Origin of the sequence: Pseudomonas sp. zfem002 (genome assembly GCF_032621685.1) — a bacterium.
GTDB classification, from domain to species: Bacteria; Pseudomonadota; Gammaproteobacteria; order Pseudomonadales; family Pseudomonadaceae; genus Aquipseudomonas; species Aquipseudomonas japonica.
This window is the reverse complement of the sequence record NZ_JAVYJH010000002.1, coordinates 385,846-400,287: the sequence shown is the minus strand read 5'-3', so window position 1 is coordinate 400,287 and position 14,442 is coordinate 385,846. Positions and strand designations below refer to the sequence as shown.

16 protein-coding genes and 1 tRNA gene are annotated in these 14,442 nt (G+C 62.9%); 1 reads left to right on the top strand and 16 read right to left on the bottom strand.

What is annotated here, in order from left to right; all coding sequences use genetic code 11:
* Nucleotides 1-199: 199 nt before the first annotated feature.
* Nucleotides 200-937 (top strand): hypothetical protein, encoded by a 738-nt coding sequence (locus RTI28_RS05180; RefSeq protein ID WP_316919436.1) that lies wholly within the window; start codon nt 200-202, stop codon nt 935-937.
* Nucleotides 938-983: 46 nt separating this feature from the next.
* Here RTI28_RS05180 and RTI28_RS05175 read toward each other — a convergent pair whose 3' ends face one another.
* The 16 genes from RTI28_RS05175 to RTI28_RS05100 all read right to left on the bottom strand — a co-directional run bounded on the left by RTI28_RS05175 (nt 984) and on the right by RTI28_RS05100 (nt 14,324).
* On the bottom strand, nt 984-1,256 hold the full coding sequence (locus RTI28_RS05175) for a YkgJ family cysteine cluster protein (RefSeq protein ID WP_316919435.1): 273 nt from the start codon (nt 1,254-1,256) through the stop codon (nt 984-986).
* Nucleotides 1,253-2,881 carry a hypothetical protein gene (locus tag RTI28_RS05170; RefSeq protein ID WP_316919434.1) on the bottom strand — a complete coding sequence of 543 codons (1,629 nt, stop codon included), beginning with the start codon at nt 2,879-2,881 and terminating at the stop codon, nt 1,253-1,255. Before RTI28_RS05170 ends, RTI28_RS05175 begins: the two co-directional genes overlap by 4 nt.
* Nucleotides 2,882-2,945: 64 nt before the next feature.
* The gene (locus RTI28_RS05165) at nt 2,946-4,046 is read right to left on the bottom strand and encodes a hypothetical protein (RefSeq protein WP_316919433.1); all 1,101 of its coding nucleotides are present in this window, start codon (nt 4,044-4,046) and stop codon (nt 2,946-2,948) included.
* Between the two features lie 29 nt (nt 4,047-4,075).
* Complete coding sequence (locus RTI28_RS05160; RefSeq protein ID WP_316919432.1) at nt 4,076-5,113, bottom strand: WYL domain-containing protein; 1,038 nt, start codon at nt 5,111-5,113, stop codon at nt 4,076-4,078.
* A gap of 134 nt (nt 5,114-5,247) precedes the next feature.
* Nucleotides 5,248-5,370 (bottom strand): hypothetical protein, encoded by a 123-nt coding sequence (locus RTI28_RS05155; RefSeq protein WP_281177165.1) that lies wholly within the window; start codon nt 5,368-5,370, stop codon nt 5,248-5,250.
* Between the two features lie 227 nt (nt 5,371-5,597).
* A complete protein-coding gene (locus RTI28_RS05150; RefSeq protein WP_316919621.1) occupies nt 5,598-5,801 on the bottom strand; it encodes a hypothetical protein in 204 nt (67 codons plus the stop codon).
* Between the two features lie 9 nt (nt 5,802-5,810).
* Nucleotides 5,811-6,911, bottom strand: coding sequence for a Fic family protein (locus tag RTI28_RS05145; RefSeq protein ID WP_316919431.1), 1,101 nt, complete (start codon nt 6,909-6,911; stop codon nt 5,811-5,813).
* A 229-nt stretch (nt 6,912-7,140) separates the two neighbouring features.
* Nucleotides 7,141-7,332 carry a hypothetical protein gene (locus RTI28_RS05140; protein WP_316919430.1) on the bottom strand — a complete coding sequence of 64 codons (192 nt, stop codon included), beginning with the start codon at nt 7,330-7,332 and terminating at the stop codon, nt 7,141-7,143.
* 172 nt (nt 7,333-7,504) lie between these two features.
* The gene (gene ychF, locus RTI28_RS05135; protein ID WP_316919429.1) at nt 7,505-8,605 is read right to left on the bottom strand and encodes a redox-regulated ATPase YchF; all 1,101 of its coding nucleotides are present in this window, start codon (nt 8,603-8,605) and stop codon (nt 7,505-7,507) included.
* Between the two features lie 21 nt (nt 8,606-8,626).
* Nucleotides 8,627-9,211, bottom strand: coding sequence for an aminoacyl-tRNA hydrolase (gene pth / locus RTI28_RS05130; RefSeq protein ID WP_009405966.1), 585 nt, complete (start codon nt 9,209-9,211; stop codon nt 8,627-8,629).
* Between the two features lie 76 nt (nt 9,212-9,287).
* The gene (locus RTI28_RS05125) at nt 9,288-9,881 is read right to left on the bottom strand and encodes a 50S ribosomal protein L25/general stress protein Ctc (protein ID WP_316919428.1); all 594 of its coding nucleotides are present in this window, start codon (nt 9,879-9,881) and stop codon (nt 9,288-9,290) included.
* 138 nt (nt 9,882-10,019) lie between these two features.
* A complete protein-coding gene (locus tag RTI28_RS05120) occupies nt 10,020-10,961 on the bottom strand; it encodes a ribose-phosphate pyrophosphokinase (protein ID WP_009405962.1) in 942 nt (313 codons plus the stop codon).
* 48 nt (nt 10,962-11,009) lie between these two features.
* Nucleotides 11,010-11,084 (bottom strand) — tRNA-Gln (locus RTI28_RS05115).
* A gap of 34 nt (nt 11,085-11,118) precedes the next feature.
* Nucleotides 11,119-11,967 (bottom strand): 4-(cytidine 5'-diphospho)-2-C-methyl-D-erythritol kinase, encoded by an 849-nt coding sequence (gene ispE / locus RTI28_RS05110; protein WP_316919427.1) that lies wholly within the window; start codon nt 11,965-11,967, stop codon nt 11,119-11,121.
* A 1-nt stretch (nt 11,968) separates the two neighbouring features.
* Nucleotides 11,969-12,586 carry a lipoprotein insertase outer membrane protein LolB gene (lolB, locus tag RTI28_RS05105; protein ID WP_042127143.1) on the bottom strand — a complete coding sequence of 206 codons (618 nt, stop codon included), beginning with the start codon at nt 12,584-12,586 and terminating at the stop codon, nt 11,969-11,971.
* A 4-nt stretch (nt 12,587-12,590) separates the two neighbouring features.
* Nucleotides 12,591-14,324, bottom strand: a complete 1,734-nt coding sequence (locus RTI28_RS05100) for a tetratricopeptide repeat protein (RefSeq protein WP_316919426.1) — start codon at nt 14,322-14,324, stop codon at nt 12,591-12,593.
* Between the last annotated feature and the right edge of the window lie 118 nt (nt 14,325-14,442).

Below are 14,442 nucleotides of genomic sequence, written 5' to 3'. Positions count from 1 at the left end.
AGGTGGGGGTGGCGTGGCGGAGTACGCGCAGAAAATCCGGGTAGATGTGCAAAAAAGCCGGAGGGATTGCCGTGGTTGTCTCACGTCTGAGTGGCGAAGGTGAGGGTGACTGGGGAAGTGTCGATCTGCCATCATCCTGCCCTTCGATCAACCCGGCGCCCAGGCGCTTGCAGGACGTTGCCGTCATCAGGGAGAAACCATGCGCACCCAGATCATCATTGAAGACCACGTTGTGCCACAGCTGCTGACATCGGCGATCGAGGCCTACGAGGTGTCCCACAAGGCCCATGCCCGCGGGCGCGGCAACGACCGCCTGGAAACCTTCGGCCTGCTGTGGGGCTATGCGTTGCCCGTGCGCGAGGGTGTCCCGGCGCGTCTCGTCGCGGTGGTCGCGACCGTGGAAACCTCGGCATTGCGCCATGCCGAGTGGGTCCAGCCGGATTTCAAATCGATCCGGATGAAGCGGGATTTCTTCCGCGAATACTGGCCGCAACTGGAGTTGATCGGCACCTTCCATTCGCACCCCTACAGGGACCTCAGCCAGGTCAACGATGCCAAGGGCTGGCGTGCCTCGGAGGACGACGAGGAATTCTGGCCGGCCTTCCATGAGGAGGTCTGCCCGGACATGGATGAGCTGGCTCACCTGGTCATCGCCATCACCGCCCTGGGGCGCAAGGGCAGCGCGATGCCCGATCGCCTGCCCGGCACCGAGTACACCTCCGGCTACGTGGTCAGTGCCGGCATGCGCAAGCTGTGGATCAAGGGCTATACCTCGGAGCTGCACGAAGAGATCGATGACGATGCGCCGTTCGATGAGGCGTTCATGTCCGGGGACGTCGAGATGATTCGTTCCTACGAGCTGTGGAAGGATGAGGAAGTCCTGCTGGAGATCCCGTCGCTGGAAGCACGCTTCCGCCACGAGTTGCTGCGCAACTGACAGAGCCGTGCCTCACCCTGCGGGCAGGGTGAGGCGCACTGCGCAGTCAGGCACCGTCGAGGCGTTGCAGCGTGTGGCAGACCTCGAGGTTGGCCTGCACGAAGGCCTCCCAGCTGTACTGCCCGGCGTAGTGCTGGCGGTACTGGCGGTCGACGCGGCAGATGTCCGGACGGGTCTCGTAGATCAGGCAGCTGCGGTCGGCATCGTGGTAATGCCGGCAGGTGCCGTCACCGCGGTCCAGATACTGCGTGACCGGCGCCAGATGCACATTGCGGCAGCACAGGCCGCACTGGCTGCAGGGGAACGCCGGCAAGGTCATACCAGCGAAGCCAGCCAGCTGCGTGTACTCGCCGCATTGCCCATCTCGTACGGCAATTCGATACCGCGGGCCTCCACGGCCTTTTGCAGGACCGCGCCACGCTGGGTTTCGTCGCTGCACGCCTGCAGTTCCATCGCGAAGAGCTGCAGCTCTTCCACGTCCAGGTTGAACTCCAGCCGGCCCAGTTCGAGCAGGTAGCGGTCGAGCTCCGCGTTGATCGCCTGGAATTCGCGGATGACCCCGGCATGCGGGGTCAGCGATTCGACGAAGGCCCACAGCTTGGCGGCCATCCCGCTGTGCAGCAGGAAATAGTTGAGGCCCAGGGTAATCACCCCGGTGACCAGCGCGCTGGCGAAGGCGGCCAGCTCGGCGCCAAACGGGAAGCTGCAGACCGGCAGCAACTGGGCGTAGGCCATGGAGCCGACCACGGTGGCGGCGCCCACCGACAACAGGCTGGTCACGGCTTTGCACAGTTCGACGAAGCTCAGCTGATCGGGGTTGAAGACCATCAGCTTGACGGCCTTGACCAACTGACCCCAGACCTCGCGGATGATCTTGATCGCCATCGCCTGGGTAGTGGCGAGGATGTTGAACAGGGTCGTGGTCAGGCTGCCGAGGATGCCGGCGAAGGCGCCGTCCTTGAAGGCCACGAGGAAATCGCTGAAGCGCCGTTGCACGCGCTCCCAGATGCCTTTGAGCGAGCGGGTGATGCTGTCCACGAAGGCTTCGAAGCTGAACTGGTGCCTGAGTTTGTCCAGCAGGGCGGGCAGTTGCTCGCGCAGTTCGAACCAGACCTCGGCCATGATCATGCCGAGCATCTGCCGGGTGCCCATGGCGAAGCCCGCGTTCCTGGCCGCGATCGCGCTGTTCTGGAGGAAGGCCGTGCTGGTGTAGTAGGCGTGGTTGATCTGGCTGTCGTAGGCGGCCCGGGCCTCGGCATCGCGCTTGAGCATGCCTTCGGCGTCCACCGCCTTGAGCGCGGTGAGTTTCTTTTCGGTCTTGCGAATGCTGTCTTCCAGCTCGCGGGCCTTGTGCTGCTCCTGCGGCGTATTGCGGGGCAGGCGGGTGAGGCGCTCGCGGTCCTTGCTCAGGGTTGCCTCATTTTGGCTGATCAGGCGGGGCAGTTCGCCCAGGTATTCCTTGATGGGCGTCTGGTTCTTCGATTTGTTCACGCTTTCGTGCGTGGTCTGCAGGTTGCTGCGCTGGTTGGCCAGCGCCACGCCGTCGAGCCCGGCCAGGTCGCGCCCGGGGTCGCCATGGATTTCCCTGGCGCTGATCACGTGGTCCAGGTTGCGTTGCTCGTGGGCCGCCATGACGGTGTTGCGGTAGGGGTCGTGCAGCGTGCCCGCCGCCTGCCTGGCCTTGTCGGCCGCGCCGGTGGCGATGTAGTCGGGGTGCTGGTGGTAGGGCTTGGCGTTGTACCCGGCTTCAATGTGCTTGTCGTAGCGTCGTTTCGCCTCGTCCGTCGCCCAGACGCCGTTGCGCACGTTGTGGATGGTGTCGACCTCGCCGCCTTTCTTGTCCTGGAACAACAGGAAGTCCAGGCCGAAGCTGGTGACCAGGCTGGTGACGACGGTTTTTTCGAGCTCTTCGGCCCAGGGGAAATCTCGCGCGGCGGCGTGCATGGGGTGCGTCCCTGACGAATGAATGGAGCGAGCGGGGAGACGGGGCCTTGCGGCCCCGTGCGGGTCAGGCCGGATTGATGGCGGCGGCCTTGGTCCTGGTGTCGGCGATCTGCTGGTCCAGGGTGGCGGCGTTGAGGATCATCGAGCCATCGGCGTCGGTGGCCATGACCGGGACGTTGTTCTTGTCCTTGACCACCTCGCCGTTGACTTCCTTGACCTTGAACAGCGGGGTGGTGATCAGGTCGACGAGGATCGCGGCCAGGGCGTAGCCGTTGTCGATCAGTTGCAGGATGGTGTCGCTGAACTTGGCCATTTCCACCTGCGGGTCGAGGCGACGGCTGCGCACTTCCTCGATATGGCGGTCGAGGTACTTCAGGTGTTCGAAGTACTTGTCGAACTGGCCGTACACCGACTTCAGCACATCGTTGATGTCGAAGGCGTAGTCTTCCGCCTGGCTCAGCTGCTTGCGGGCCTTTTCCAGCTTGCTGACCGCGCTGTCGACGTCCTGGCTGGCCTTGTTGGCGTTCTTCAGGGCTTCCTCGCCATGGCTGTCGTAGGCCCAGCCCGCGATGGCCAGCACCGGGCCGGCCACGGCGGCGCCGAGGATCGCGGTGCCGCCCGCCATGCCCAGGCCGCCGGTGGCGAGCGAACCGCCACCGATGGCGGCCAGGGTAGCGTTGGTCGCCGCGACGCCGGCCAGCGACGAGATGGCCGTGCCGGTGGACGCCGCGCCCAGGGCCATGACCCCGCCGTACACCGCGAACCCTGCGGCCGCGCCCGCGGCGCCGGCTCCGGCGGCGGCGCCCAGCACACCGATGGCGGTGTAGCTGTAGTTCTCGACGCGCTTGAGCTTGTGCTTGGGAATGTTGAGTTCCAGTTTGTCCTGGCGACCCGCGTTCATTTTTTCCAGCAGCTTGTCGGCGAGGTTTTTGAAGTCGTTGAAGTTCTGCCCGATCCTCAGCTCTTCCTGACCCAGTGCTTCGAGGGCCAGGACGGTGTTGCGTTCCTGCGTGTCGAAGGTTTTGCGGTTGCTGTCATAGCGCTGCTTGGCGGCGTTGACGATATCGTCGGCTTCCGAGTGCTTCTGATAGCCGTCGTAGCCCTTCTTGGCGCCGTAGGCGGCAGTGACCAGCGCCGCGGCGCCGAGGATGAGAGGAAGTGGCATGGCAGGATCCTTTTCGGGGTTCGTTGGGTTCAGGCAGGTTGTGCCTGAGGTGAGGCAGGCGTGTCCTGGTAAAGCGCCTGCATCGACTGCAGGCGCTGGCGAATTTCGTCTACCCACACCGCTGGCGCGTGCAGGCGAATGTTTTCGTTGAGGGCGAAGATCCACCAGAGCGTTTCCCGGTCCAGTGGCACGGTGGCGTGCAGGCGTTTCCAGCCTTCTTCCTCGCCGTCGCTCAAGGTCTGTTGCTGGCTCAGCGGTGTTTCGCTGAGCAGCACCGCGATCTGCGGACGCACGTCGGCGATCAGTTCGACCTGGGCCTCGGCCTCGCGGTGACTGAACACGCCGCTGGAGATATAGGCGTCCACATCGAAGTCCTGGTGCTCCAGGCTCGGCTGGTCAAGCACGCTGACTTCCTCGATGCGGTGCAGGGCGAACTGGCGCAGGTCGCCATAGCCATCGACGGAGCCGACCAGGTAGCTGACGGCATGGCGCGACACCATGCCGGCGGGGTGTATGCGCAGGCGCTTGAGTTCGCCTTTGCTGCGACTCATGTAGGCGATGTCGAGCAGCCTGCGTTCCAGCAGCCCGGTGGACACCTGGGCCCAGGTCTGCGCGCTGACCGGCGCCGGGATCAGGGTCTTGCCGTAGGGCAGGGTGCGCACCCGCCTGGCCCAGCCTGCCAGCTCGTTGCCGCCCAGGCCGCCGAGAAAGTTGCGGGCGCGACGAAACTGCGGGCCGAACTGATCGAGGACGGTCTGCGGCAGCAGGGTATTGAGGTGGTTTTCCGAGAGGAACAGCGCCAGCGCGGTGGGCGCGTCCATGTCCTCCAGGTCCAGCGGTGCATCGCGGGTGAAGCTCCAGCGAAACGGCGCTTCGCTGGCATCGCAGACGAGCGAGAAGGGCATCGACAGGCGATTGAGGTCACGCTGGATCGATCTCAGGGTGACGGAAAAGCCCCGTTCGCGCAGTTTTTCCAGCAGCGTTGTGGTCGCGATGCGATGAGGCTCGGTGGGAATGAGGCGCAGCAAGGCAAATAGCCTGAGCAGCGTATCCTTCGCTTGTGACATGGGGGAACGACCTTGTTTTGACCGCCAGTGAGTTGAATACCTGGCGCCACGTTGCCCGGATGCTACCGACAATAATGGCGCTTTGCTACTTATCGTGCGCGGGCCTGCGACCAAGGTCGACAGGCACGGCGCGCTCAGGACGGCGTGGCCGGCTTGCGGGTTTCCAGTTCGCGTTTCATCTCGCTGTATTCGCAGTACAGCTCGTAGCCTTTCTTCAGCACCACGGCCAGACCGATGACGGCCAATACGTTCTTCATGGAATGCTCCTCCTGGTCTTTCGACTATCTTCGGCCAGGGGGGCGACAGGTTGTGTCGCGTGGGGATTTTTCAGCGGGGAGGGTGCTCTCTGCGCAGTGAAGTTACGTTCAAAGCAGATCTAGGGTAAGCAGGGAGTCGGTCATGCGGTACCCCATCGCTTTGTAGCCTGCTTGGCGCTTATCCCACATTCTCATCAGTGCGACACTACCCTCGTCCACGAAGTCGATCACCCGCACATTGAAAAATCGGGATTGCCACAACCCTTGGCAAGCTTCAGCATCTTCAAGATCGCGGTCGACAGCCTGAAAAACCGAGCGGCCAGATGTTCTACCTCGGCCTGGATATCGGGTGTGGCGATGCGAACGAAGCTGCGGGAAAAACTACCATAGTGTTCAATGAGCTGGTCGCGGAATTGAAAAACGTTATCCATTGGGGGGCCTCACTGATCCATCTGGTAACCGGGTGCCAGAACCACCGTATTACCGGCGGTGCCTGCCGTGATGCGCTTCCATTTCGCCCCACGCCCTTTGCCGGTCGATTCGATCAATCCCTCTGATTTCATTGCCCGCAGCACCAGCCGCACCATGTCACGGCTCACGCTTGGGCAGGCTTCCTCGATCTCCGAGATCGAAAACGGCAGGGTTCGCCCCAGGGCTTCTGCGCGCACCCGGTCGCCTTTGCTGCCGCGGCCACGCTCAATGGTGCCGACACGCTCCTCGAACTCGCGGTACGCCCGCAGCAGGGCACCCCAGAAGTAGTCAAGCCAGGGTTTGACGTCATGCTGCCCCTGATGCCAGCCCTGCGAACTGGCTTCCAGCGTCTCGTAGTAGCCTTCCTTGGTTTCTTCAAAGATGCGTTCCAGGCTGATGTAGCGGCCCACGGCATAGTCGAAGTGGTAGAGCAGCAACAAGGTCAGCAAGCGGGACATGCGGCCGTTGCCGTCCGGGAAGGGGTGGACGCACAGGAAGTCGAGCATCGCCAGCGGCACCAACACCAGTGGGTCGGCCAGATGCTGATCCAGTGAGGTGGCGTAGTGCCGAGTCAGATCGGCCATGGCCATCGGCGTCAGGTGCGCGGCGACCGGCTGGAAGCGCAACCGCGATGTGCCGTCCGGGTGACGTTCGATGATGTCGTTGTTAGTGGCTTTCCAGCGCCCGCCTGCCTGCGGCATGTAGCGGTAAAGCATGGTGTGCAGTTGCAGCACCATGCCTTCGTTGAAGGGCATGTGCGCAGCAGATTCGTGGATCAATGCCAGGGCATCGCGGTAGCCGGCGATCTCCTGTTCGGAGCGACTCTTCGGTGCTGCATTGCGGATGACCAGGGACTTCAGCCGCGAGGGCGCGACGACGACACCTTCCAATCGGTTGGATGATTCGGTGGATTCGACCACTGCGATCTGGCGCAGGCCCTTGAGGGCTTCCGGAGACTGGGCGGCGTAGAGCTGTTGCTTGCCCTGATACTCGCCCAATGCGCGCAGTGTGGCGGCCTGGATACCATCGAAGCGAAGCGCGGTGAGGTACTCGGGGGTAAGCGAGTGCATGGAAATGTAGGCTCAGGCGGTCTAAACGGGGCAATCATAGTCGTTAAATGGGGTATTGTCTTTTGTAATACCTCATTAAAGTCGTTTGGTTACCCTGTTGTCGCCCTGTCTGGCAAGGGGGCGACCACGTAAATCACGGTCTATAAAGGGGTATTAATGCCTAAATTACCCCTTTTTAATCATTGGATTGCCCCGTTTATAGGCTCCAGTCCTCTGTGCTCTGCCGCACTCAGGCGCCCAGGGTCGAAAAGCTGGTGCGCCAGCAATGGGACGTCGTTCCCCGGCCCAGATTCATATCGCGCATGGCGTAGGTAAGCCGGTTGACCAGCAGGAACAGGCCCTCGCCGTCTGAAAATTTCCAGTCTCGATCAGCAGGTTTGACCGACTTGATCTTGGCGTCGGTGAGCAGATTCTCGGGCATCGTTGGACTCCACTGTGGGGAGATGTACCCCCAACGCTACCCCCGAATTTTTCAGACCTCGATGAACAATAGGAACGCTCAGCAGATCGTATTGTTTGGCAAGCCCTTGATTTTGCAGGGTCTGCTCAGTCCGCCGAGAGCTGCCAAGCGCTCCTGAGATCAGAAAAAATCGTCAGACGTTGAAGCGGAAGTGCATCACGTCGCCGTCCTTGACGATGTAGTCCTTGCCTTCCAGGCGCCATTTGCCGGCTTCCTTGGCACCGCCTTCGCCCTTGTACTGGATGAAGTCGTCATAGGCGACCACTTCGGCGCGGATGAAGCCTTTCTCGAAGTCGGTGTGGATCACGCCGGCGGCCTGTGGCGCGGTAGCGCCGACGCGGACGGTCCAGGCGCGGACTTCCTGCACGCCGGCAGTGAAGTAGGTCTGCAGGTTGAGCAGGGCGTAGCCGGCACGGATCACCCGGTTCAGGCCAGGCTCTTCCAGGCCCAGGGCCTCGAGGAACATGTCCTTCTCTTCGCCATCGTCGAGCTCGGCGATTTCCGCCTCGATCTTGTTGCACACCGGCACCACCACCGCGCCTTCTTCTTCGGCAATGGCGCGGACCACGTCCAGGTGCGGGTTGTCGTCGAAACCGTCTTCGGCGACGTTGGCGATGTACATCACCGGCTTGCTGGTCAGCAGGTGGAAGCCGCGGATCACGGCCTTCTCGTCGTCACCCATGTTCTTCATCAGGCTGCGCGCCGGCTTGCCTTCGGTGAAGTGCGGGATCAGTTTTTCCAGGATGGCTTTCTGCGCCAGGGCATCCTTGTCACCGCCCTTGGCGTTGCGCGCGACCTTCTGCAGTTGCTTCTCGCAGCTGTCGAGGTCGGCGAAGATCAGTTCCAGGTCGATGATCTCGATATCGCGCTTGGGGTCGACGCTGTTGGACACGTGAATCACGTTCTCGTCTTCGAAGCAGCGCACGACGTGGGCGATGGCATCGGTCTCGCGGATGTTGGCGAGGAACTTGTTGCCCAGGCCTTCACCCTTGGACGCGCCCGCCACCAGGCCGGCGATATCGACGAATTCCATGGTGGTCGGCAGGATGCGCTGCGGCTTGACGATGGCCGCCAGGGCGTCCAGGCGGGCGTCCGGCATCGGCACGATGCCGCTGTTCGGCTCGATGGTGCAGAAGGGGAAGTTCTCCGCCGCGATGCCGGATTTGGTCAAGGCGTTGAACAGGGTGGACTTGCCGACGTTGGGCAGGCCGACGATGCCGCAATTGAATCCCATGGTGAATCCCTCTTCGTGAAGTCAGGCCTTCTGGCTGTGCAGCTCTCTCATCGCACGCGCCCATTCGCCGGCGAGGATGTCCGGCAGCACGCCGAGGGCAAAATCGATACTGGCGTCGAGTTTGTCCTGCTCGGCGCGCGGCGCCTTGCCGAGGACGAAGTTGGACACCAGCTTGGCATCACCCGGGTGGCCGATGCCAAGCCGCAGACGGTGAAAGTCGTTCTTGTTGCCGAGCTGCGCGATGATGTCGCGCAGGCCGTTGTGCCCGCCGTGGCCGCCGCCCTTCTTGAGCTTGGCGACGCCGGGAGGCAGGTCGAGTTCGTCGTGGGCCACCAGGATGGCATCCGGCTCGATTCGGAAGAAATTGGCCAGAGCGGCAACGGACTGGCCGCTGCGATTCATGTAGGTGGTGGGGATCAGCAGACGAACATCATGGCCCTGATGGCTGAATTTTGCCGTCAGGCCGAAATACTTGCGGTCAGCGGTCAGGTTGACACGCTGGGCGCTGGCGATGCGTTCAACGAAAAGAGCCCCTGCGTTATGCCGGGTCTGTTCGTATTCGGGGCCGGGATTTCCCAGGCCGACGATCAACTGGATGGCGGTCACGTCAGGGGCTCTTCCTTGGAGTTGGGGGTGGCGGCGTGATCACCGCCACCCGGGCAACACCGGCGAACCGAGTAGATTACTCGGCAGCGCCTTCTGCTTCTGGAGCAACGCGCGGAGCGTGAACGTTGGCAACAGCCTTGTCATCACCGTGGGCCAGAGCGACGAACTCCACGCCTTTCGGAGCTTTCAGGTCCGACAGGTGGATGATGGTGCCGACTTCGGCGTTGGCCAGGTCGACTTCGATGAACTCAGGCAGGTCCTTGGCTTCGCAGGAAACTTCGATCTCGTTCAGGGTGTGGGAGATCTCGCCGCCTTTCTTGACCGGAGCTTCTTCGTTGACGAAGTGAACCGGAACAACGGCGGTCAGTTTCTGGCCAGCCACGACGCGGACGAAGTCAGCGTGCAGGATGAAGCCTTTGGCAGGGTGGCGCTGCATGGCCTTGACGATGACGTTCTGCTTGGCGCCGTCGACGTTCAGTTCGATAACGTGGCTGAAGGCAGCTTCGTTTTCGAACAGCTTGGTGATTTCCTTGGCCAGGATGGTCACGGACTGGGCGTCCTTGTTACCACCGTAGACAACGGCTGGGATGTTGGCGGCATGACGCAGGCGGCGGCTCGCACCTTTCCCCAGGTCAGTACGCGCTTGGGCGTTCAGGATGAAATCGGTCATTTTGTATCTCCAAAATTAGCCGGCTCCGCGTGGCATTTGCGACCAATGCCGAAGCGGAGAGGGCAAAAAAGCCCCGCCCCAACAACAGGTGTTGGGGCGGGGCGCTTTACGTCAACGGAGGTTCGCCGGGCTTGCGCCTCAGCGGAACATCGCGCTGATCGATTCTTCGTTGCTGATGCGGCGAACCGCTTCGGCGACGACCGGTGCGATATCCAGCTGGCGGATACGGTCACAGGCTTGTGCGGCGGCGGACAGCGGGATGGTGTTGGTCACCACCAGCTCGTCGAGCACGGAGTTCTCGATGTTCTCGATGGCGCGGCCGGAGAGTACAGGGTGCGTGCAGTAGGCGTAAACCTTGGCCGCGCCGTGTTCTTTCAGGGCCTTGGCCGCGTGGCACAGGGTGCCGGCGGTATCGACCATGTCGTCGACGAGAATGCAGGTACGTCCTTCGACGTCGCCGATGATGTGCATCACTTCGGAGTGATTGGCCTTCTCGCGGCGTTTGTCGATGATACCCAGGTCGACACCCAGGGACTTGGCGACGGCACGTGCACGCACGACACCACCGATGTCCGGGGAGACGATCATCAGGTTTTCGAAACGCTGGTCTTCGATGTCATCCACCAGAACGGGGGAGCCGTAGATGTTATCTACCGGAATATCGAAGAAACCCTGGATCTGGTCAGCGTGCAGGTCGACGGTGAGAACACGGTCGATACCCACGACGGTGAGCATGTCAGCGACGACTTTGGCGCTGATCGCTACACGCGCCGAACGCGGACGGCGGTCCTGGCGGGCATATCCGAAATAAGGAATCACGGCGGTGATTCGGGACGCAGAGGAGCGGCGGAAGGCATCGGCCATCACTACCAGTTCCATCAGATTATCGTTGGTTGGCGCGCAAGTCGGCTGAATGATAAAGACGTCCTTACCGCGGACGTTTTCATTAATCTCAGTGCTGATTTCGCCGTCGGAGAACTTGCCGACAGAAACATCACCCAGTGGGATATGCAGCTGACGCACGACGCGCCGAGCCAGATCGGGGTTGGCGTTCCCCGTAAAGACCATCATCTTGGACACGCGCAGTACCTGAAGGCTGAGGGTATACCTGGATGAGTATAAGGAAAATGGCAGGGGCGGCTGGATTCGAACCAACGCATGGCAGGATCAAAACCTGCTGCCTTACCGCTTGGCGACGCCCCTGTATCTGTTGCTGCGAGTACCTGGTACTCGATTCCTAGCGCAGACTTCGTAACTTGCGATGCAACATCGAAACGTTGCTTCCCTTTGCCACGAACCCTGTTTGGGAGTCTGCAAGAAGGGCCAAAACTCTATCAGCTTCGGCTTTGCCTGGGAAGGCCCCAAACACACAACTTCCAGTACCGGTAAGTCTTGCATCAGTGAATTTGTTTAGCAAATTCAAGGAGTTACGTACTTCTGGGTAACTCTGCTCAACTACCGCTTGACAGTCATTTCGACTGTTTCCCTCGGGAACGGGGCGCACTTTAATGGGCTTTGAATTACGTGTCAACAAAGGATGCGAAAAAATTTCTGCCGTACTTACAGAGACTTGCGGTACCAGCACGACGTACCAGGGTTCGTGCGGGTCGACCGGGGTGAGTTTTTCCCCGACCCCTTCGGCGAAGGCGGCGTGGCCGCGGACGAACACCGGGACGTCGGCGCCCAGGCCCAGGCCCAGTTCGGCCAGTTGGTCTTCGCTGCAGCGGGTGTTCCACAGGTGGTCGAGGCCGAGCAGGGTGGTCGCGGCATCCGAGCTGCCGCCGCCGATGCCGCCGCCCATGGGCAGGACCTTGTCCAGCCAGATATCGGCGCCCAGCGTGGTGCCGGTCAGTTGCTGCAGCTTGCGCGCGGCGCGGACGATCAGGTTGCTGTCGTGGTCCACCCCGGGGATCTCGGTGACCAGGCGGATCTCGCCGTCCTCGCGGGCGGCGAAGCTCAGTTCGTCGCCGTGGTCGAGGAACTGGAACAGGGTCTGCAACTCGTGATAGCCGTCGGCGCGGCGGCCGAGGATGTGCAGCATCAGGTTGAGCTTGGCCGGGGCTGGCAGGGTCAGTCTGCTGGTCATGTCAGTGCCCCAGCTGGCGGGGTTGCCATTCCTTGAGGACCACGGTCACGTCGAGGTCCTGGCCGTGCATCTTGATCCGCTCGGGAAGCCAGTAGCCGTTCTGTTCGGTGTAGCGGGTGTATTCCACCTGCCAGCCATCCTGTTCCAGGCTTGCCAGGCGGCTGTCGCTGTCGAGGGTCAGGCGGCTCTTGCTGTCCGGTGCCGGCAGGCCGCGGACCCACCAGACCAGGTGCGACACCGGCAATTCCCAGCCCAGCTGTTCGGCCAGCAGGGTTTCCGGGGTCGGGGCTTCGAAGCGGCCCTGGTTGGCGACTTCCAGCACCACCTGGCCCGGGCGTCCGGTCAGGCGCGCGGCGCCGCGGCCCAGCGGGCCGGACAGGCGGATGTCGTAGTAGTCCTGGCGTTGCAGCCAGAACAGCGTGCCGCTGCCGGAGTCCTTAGGCGCGCGGATGCCGACCTTGCCGTTGATCTGCCAGCCGTCGAGGGTGCTCAACTGCTGCTTGTGGGCCTTCCACAGTTGCGGGCTGCCCTGGCCCTGGACGGCCTCGCGGGAACCGAAGCCGGCGCAACCGGCGAGCAGGGCAATCAGGCTGAAGGTGATGATGTGGCGCAGGAACATAGGCTTACAGGGTCTCGGATCCGGTCAGGCGCAGGACGGTCTTGCGCAGGATGGGGCTGTCGGGCTGGGCTTCGAAGGCCTTGGCCCAGACCTGGCGGGCCTCACGGCGTTTGCCGTTGGCCCAGAGCACTTCGCCCAGGTGCGCGGCGACTTCGTGATCGGGGAAGCGCTCCAGGGCACGGCGCAGCAGGCGCTCGGCCTCGTCGAGGTTGCCCAGGCGATAGTTGACCCAGCCGAGGCTGTCGAGCACGGCGGGATCTTCCGGGCTGAGCAGGTGGGCTTTCTCGATCAGTTGCTTGGCTTCGCCGTAGCGCGTGGTGCGGTCGGCCAGGGTGTAGCCGAGGGCGTTGAGGGCCATGGCGTTTTCCGGCTCGCGGACGAGGATGCTGCGCAGGTCCTTTTCCATCTGCGACAGATCGTCGCGCTTCTCGGCGAGCATCGCCCGGGTATAGAGCAGGTTGAGGTCGTCCGGGTACTGCTTGATGGCTTTTTCCAGGACGCGCAGGGCCTGCTCTTCCTTCTGGTTGTTGCCGAGGGTCTCGGCCTCGATCAGGTACAGCTGGATGGCGTAGTCGGGCTGGTTTTCGCGGGCCTCGTCGAGGCGCCGCAAGGCTTCGTCGGTGCGTCCGTTGGCAATGAGGATATCGGCCTGGCGCAGCTGCGCCGGCAGGTAGTCGTTGCCCGGACCGACCTGGGCGTATTCGGCCAGGGCGCCTTCGAGGTCGTTGCGTTCTTCGCGGATGCGGCCGAGGTTGAGGTGGGCGGCATCGACGTGGCTGTCGCGCTCGATCAGGTCGCGCAGATAGCCGGCGGCCTCGTCCCAGGCCTTGGCTTCGAGGCTGACCAGGGCCAGCGAATAGCGCAGTTCATCGTCGTCCGGGTACTGCTGGAGCAGGCTGGCGAACTCGACCTTGGCGTCGTCGACCCGGTCCTGCTCCACCAGCATGCGCGCGTAGGTCAGGCGCAGGCGCTTGTCGTCGGGGTTGCGCGCGATGCTCTTGCGCAGCAGCGGCAGGGCCTCGGAACCGCGGTCCAGGCTCTGCAGCAGGCGCGCGCGCAGGAGGATCGGGGCGATTTCGCTGTCGTCCTTCGGCGGCTGGGCCTCGAGCAGCGCCAGGGCCTGCTCGGACTTGCCGTCCTGTTGCAGCAGCAGGGCCTTGCCGAACACCAGCTGGCTGTTGTCGGGGTACTTCTGCAGCAGGCGATCGAAGCTTTTCTGCAGGCCGTCGCGGGTGTCCTGGTCGGTTTCCGCGGCGGACAGGGCGAGGAAGTCGAAATGGGTGTCGCCCTGGCCCTGCAGGACCTTCTCCATGTAGCTCATGGAGTCGTCGTAGCGTCCGGCGCGGGCCAGCTGGATGGCCGCGGCGCGCTGCGCGTCGATGTTTTCCGGGTCGTTCTTCGCCCACAGCAGCGAGGTGTCCAGCGCCGACTGGTCGGCGCCGAGGTATTCGGCGATGCGGAAGGCGCGCTCGGAGATTGCCGCGTCCTGGGTCTTCTCGGCCTGGGCCACATAGTTGTCCAGGGCGATGTCGAAACGGTTGCGCTGCCCGGCCAGCTCGGCGACCAGCAGGCTGTACAGGGTTTCCTGGCTGAACGAGCCATAGACCGTCGGCTCGGGCGCGGCTGCCGGCGCCACGGCCTGCTGCCCGGCGGGCGTCGTGGCCTCCCCGGCGCCTGGCAGGACCTGGCAGCCCTGGAGCAGGGCAAGAGCGAGAAGCAACGCGGAAGATCTATTCATAATGAGGATTTTGAGCGGCTAACCTGCGGTCGGGCCATCATGACACAAGCGTCATGGCAAACCCACTCGCGATGGGGATTGTGGATACAGTCTATAGAGACAATCGCGAGCGGTGGTT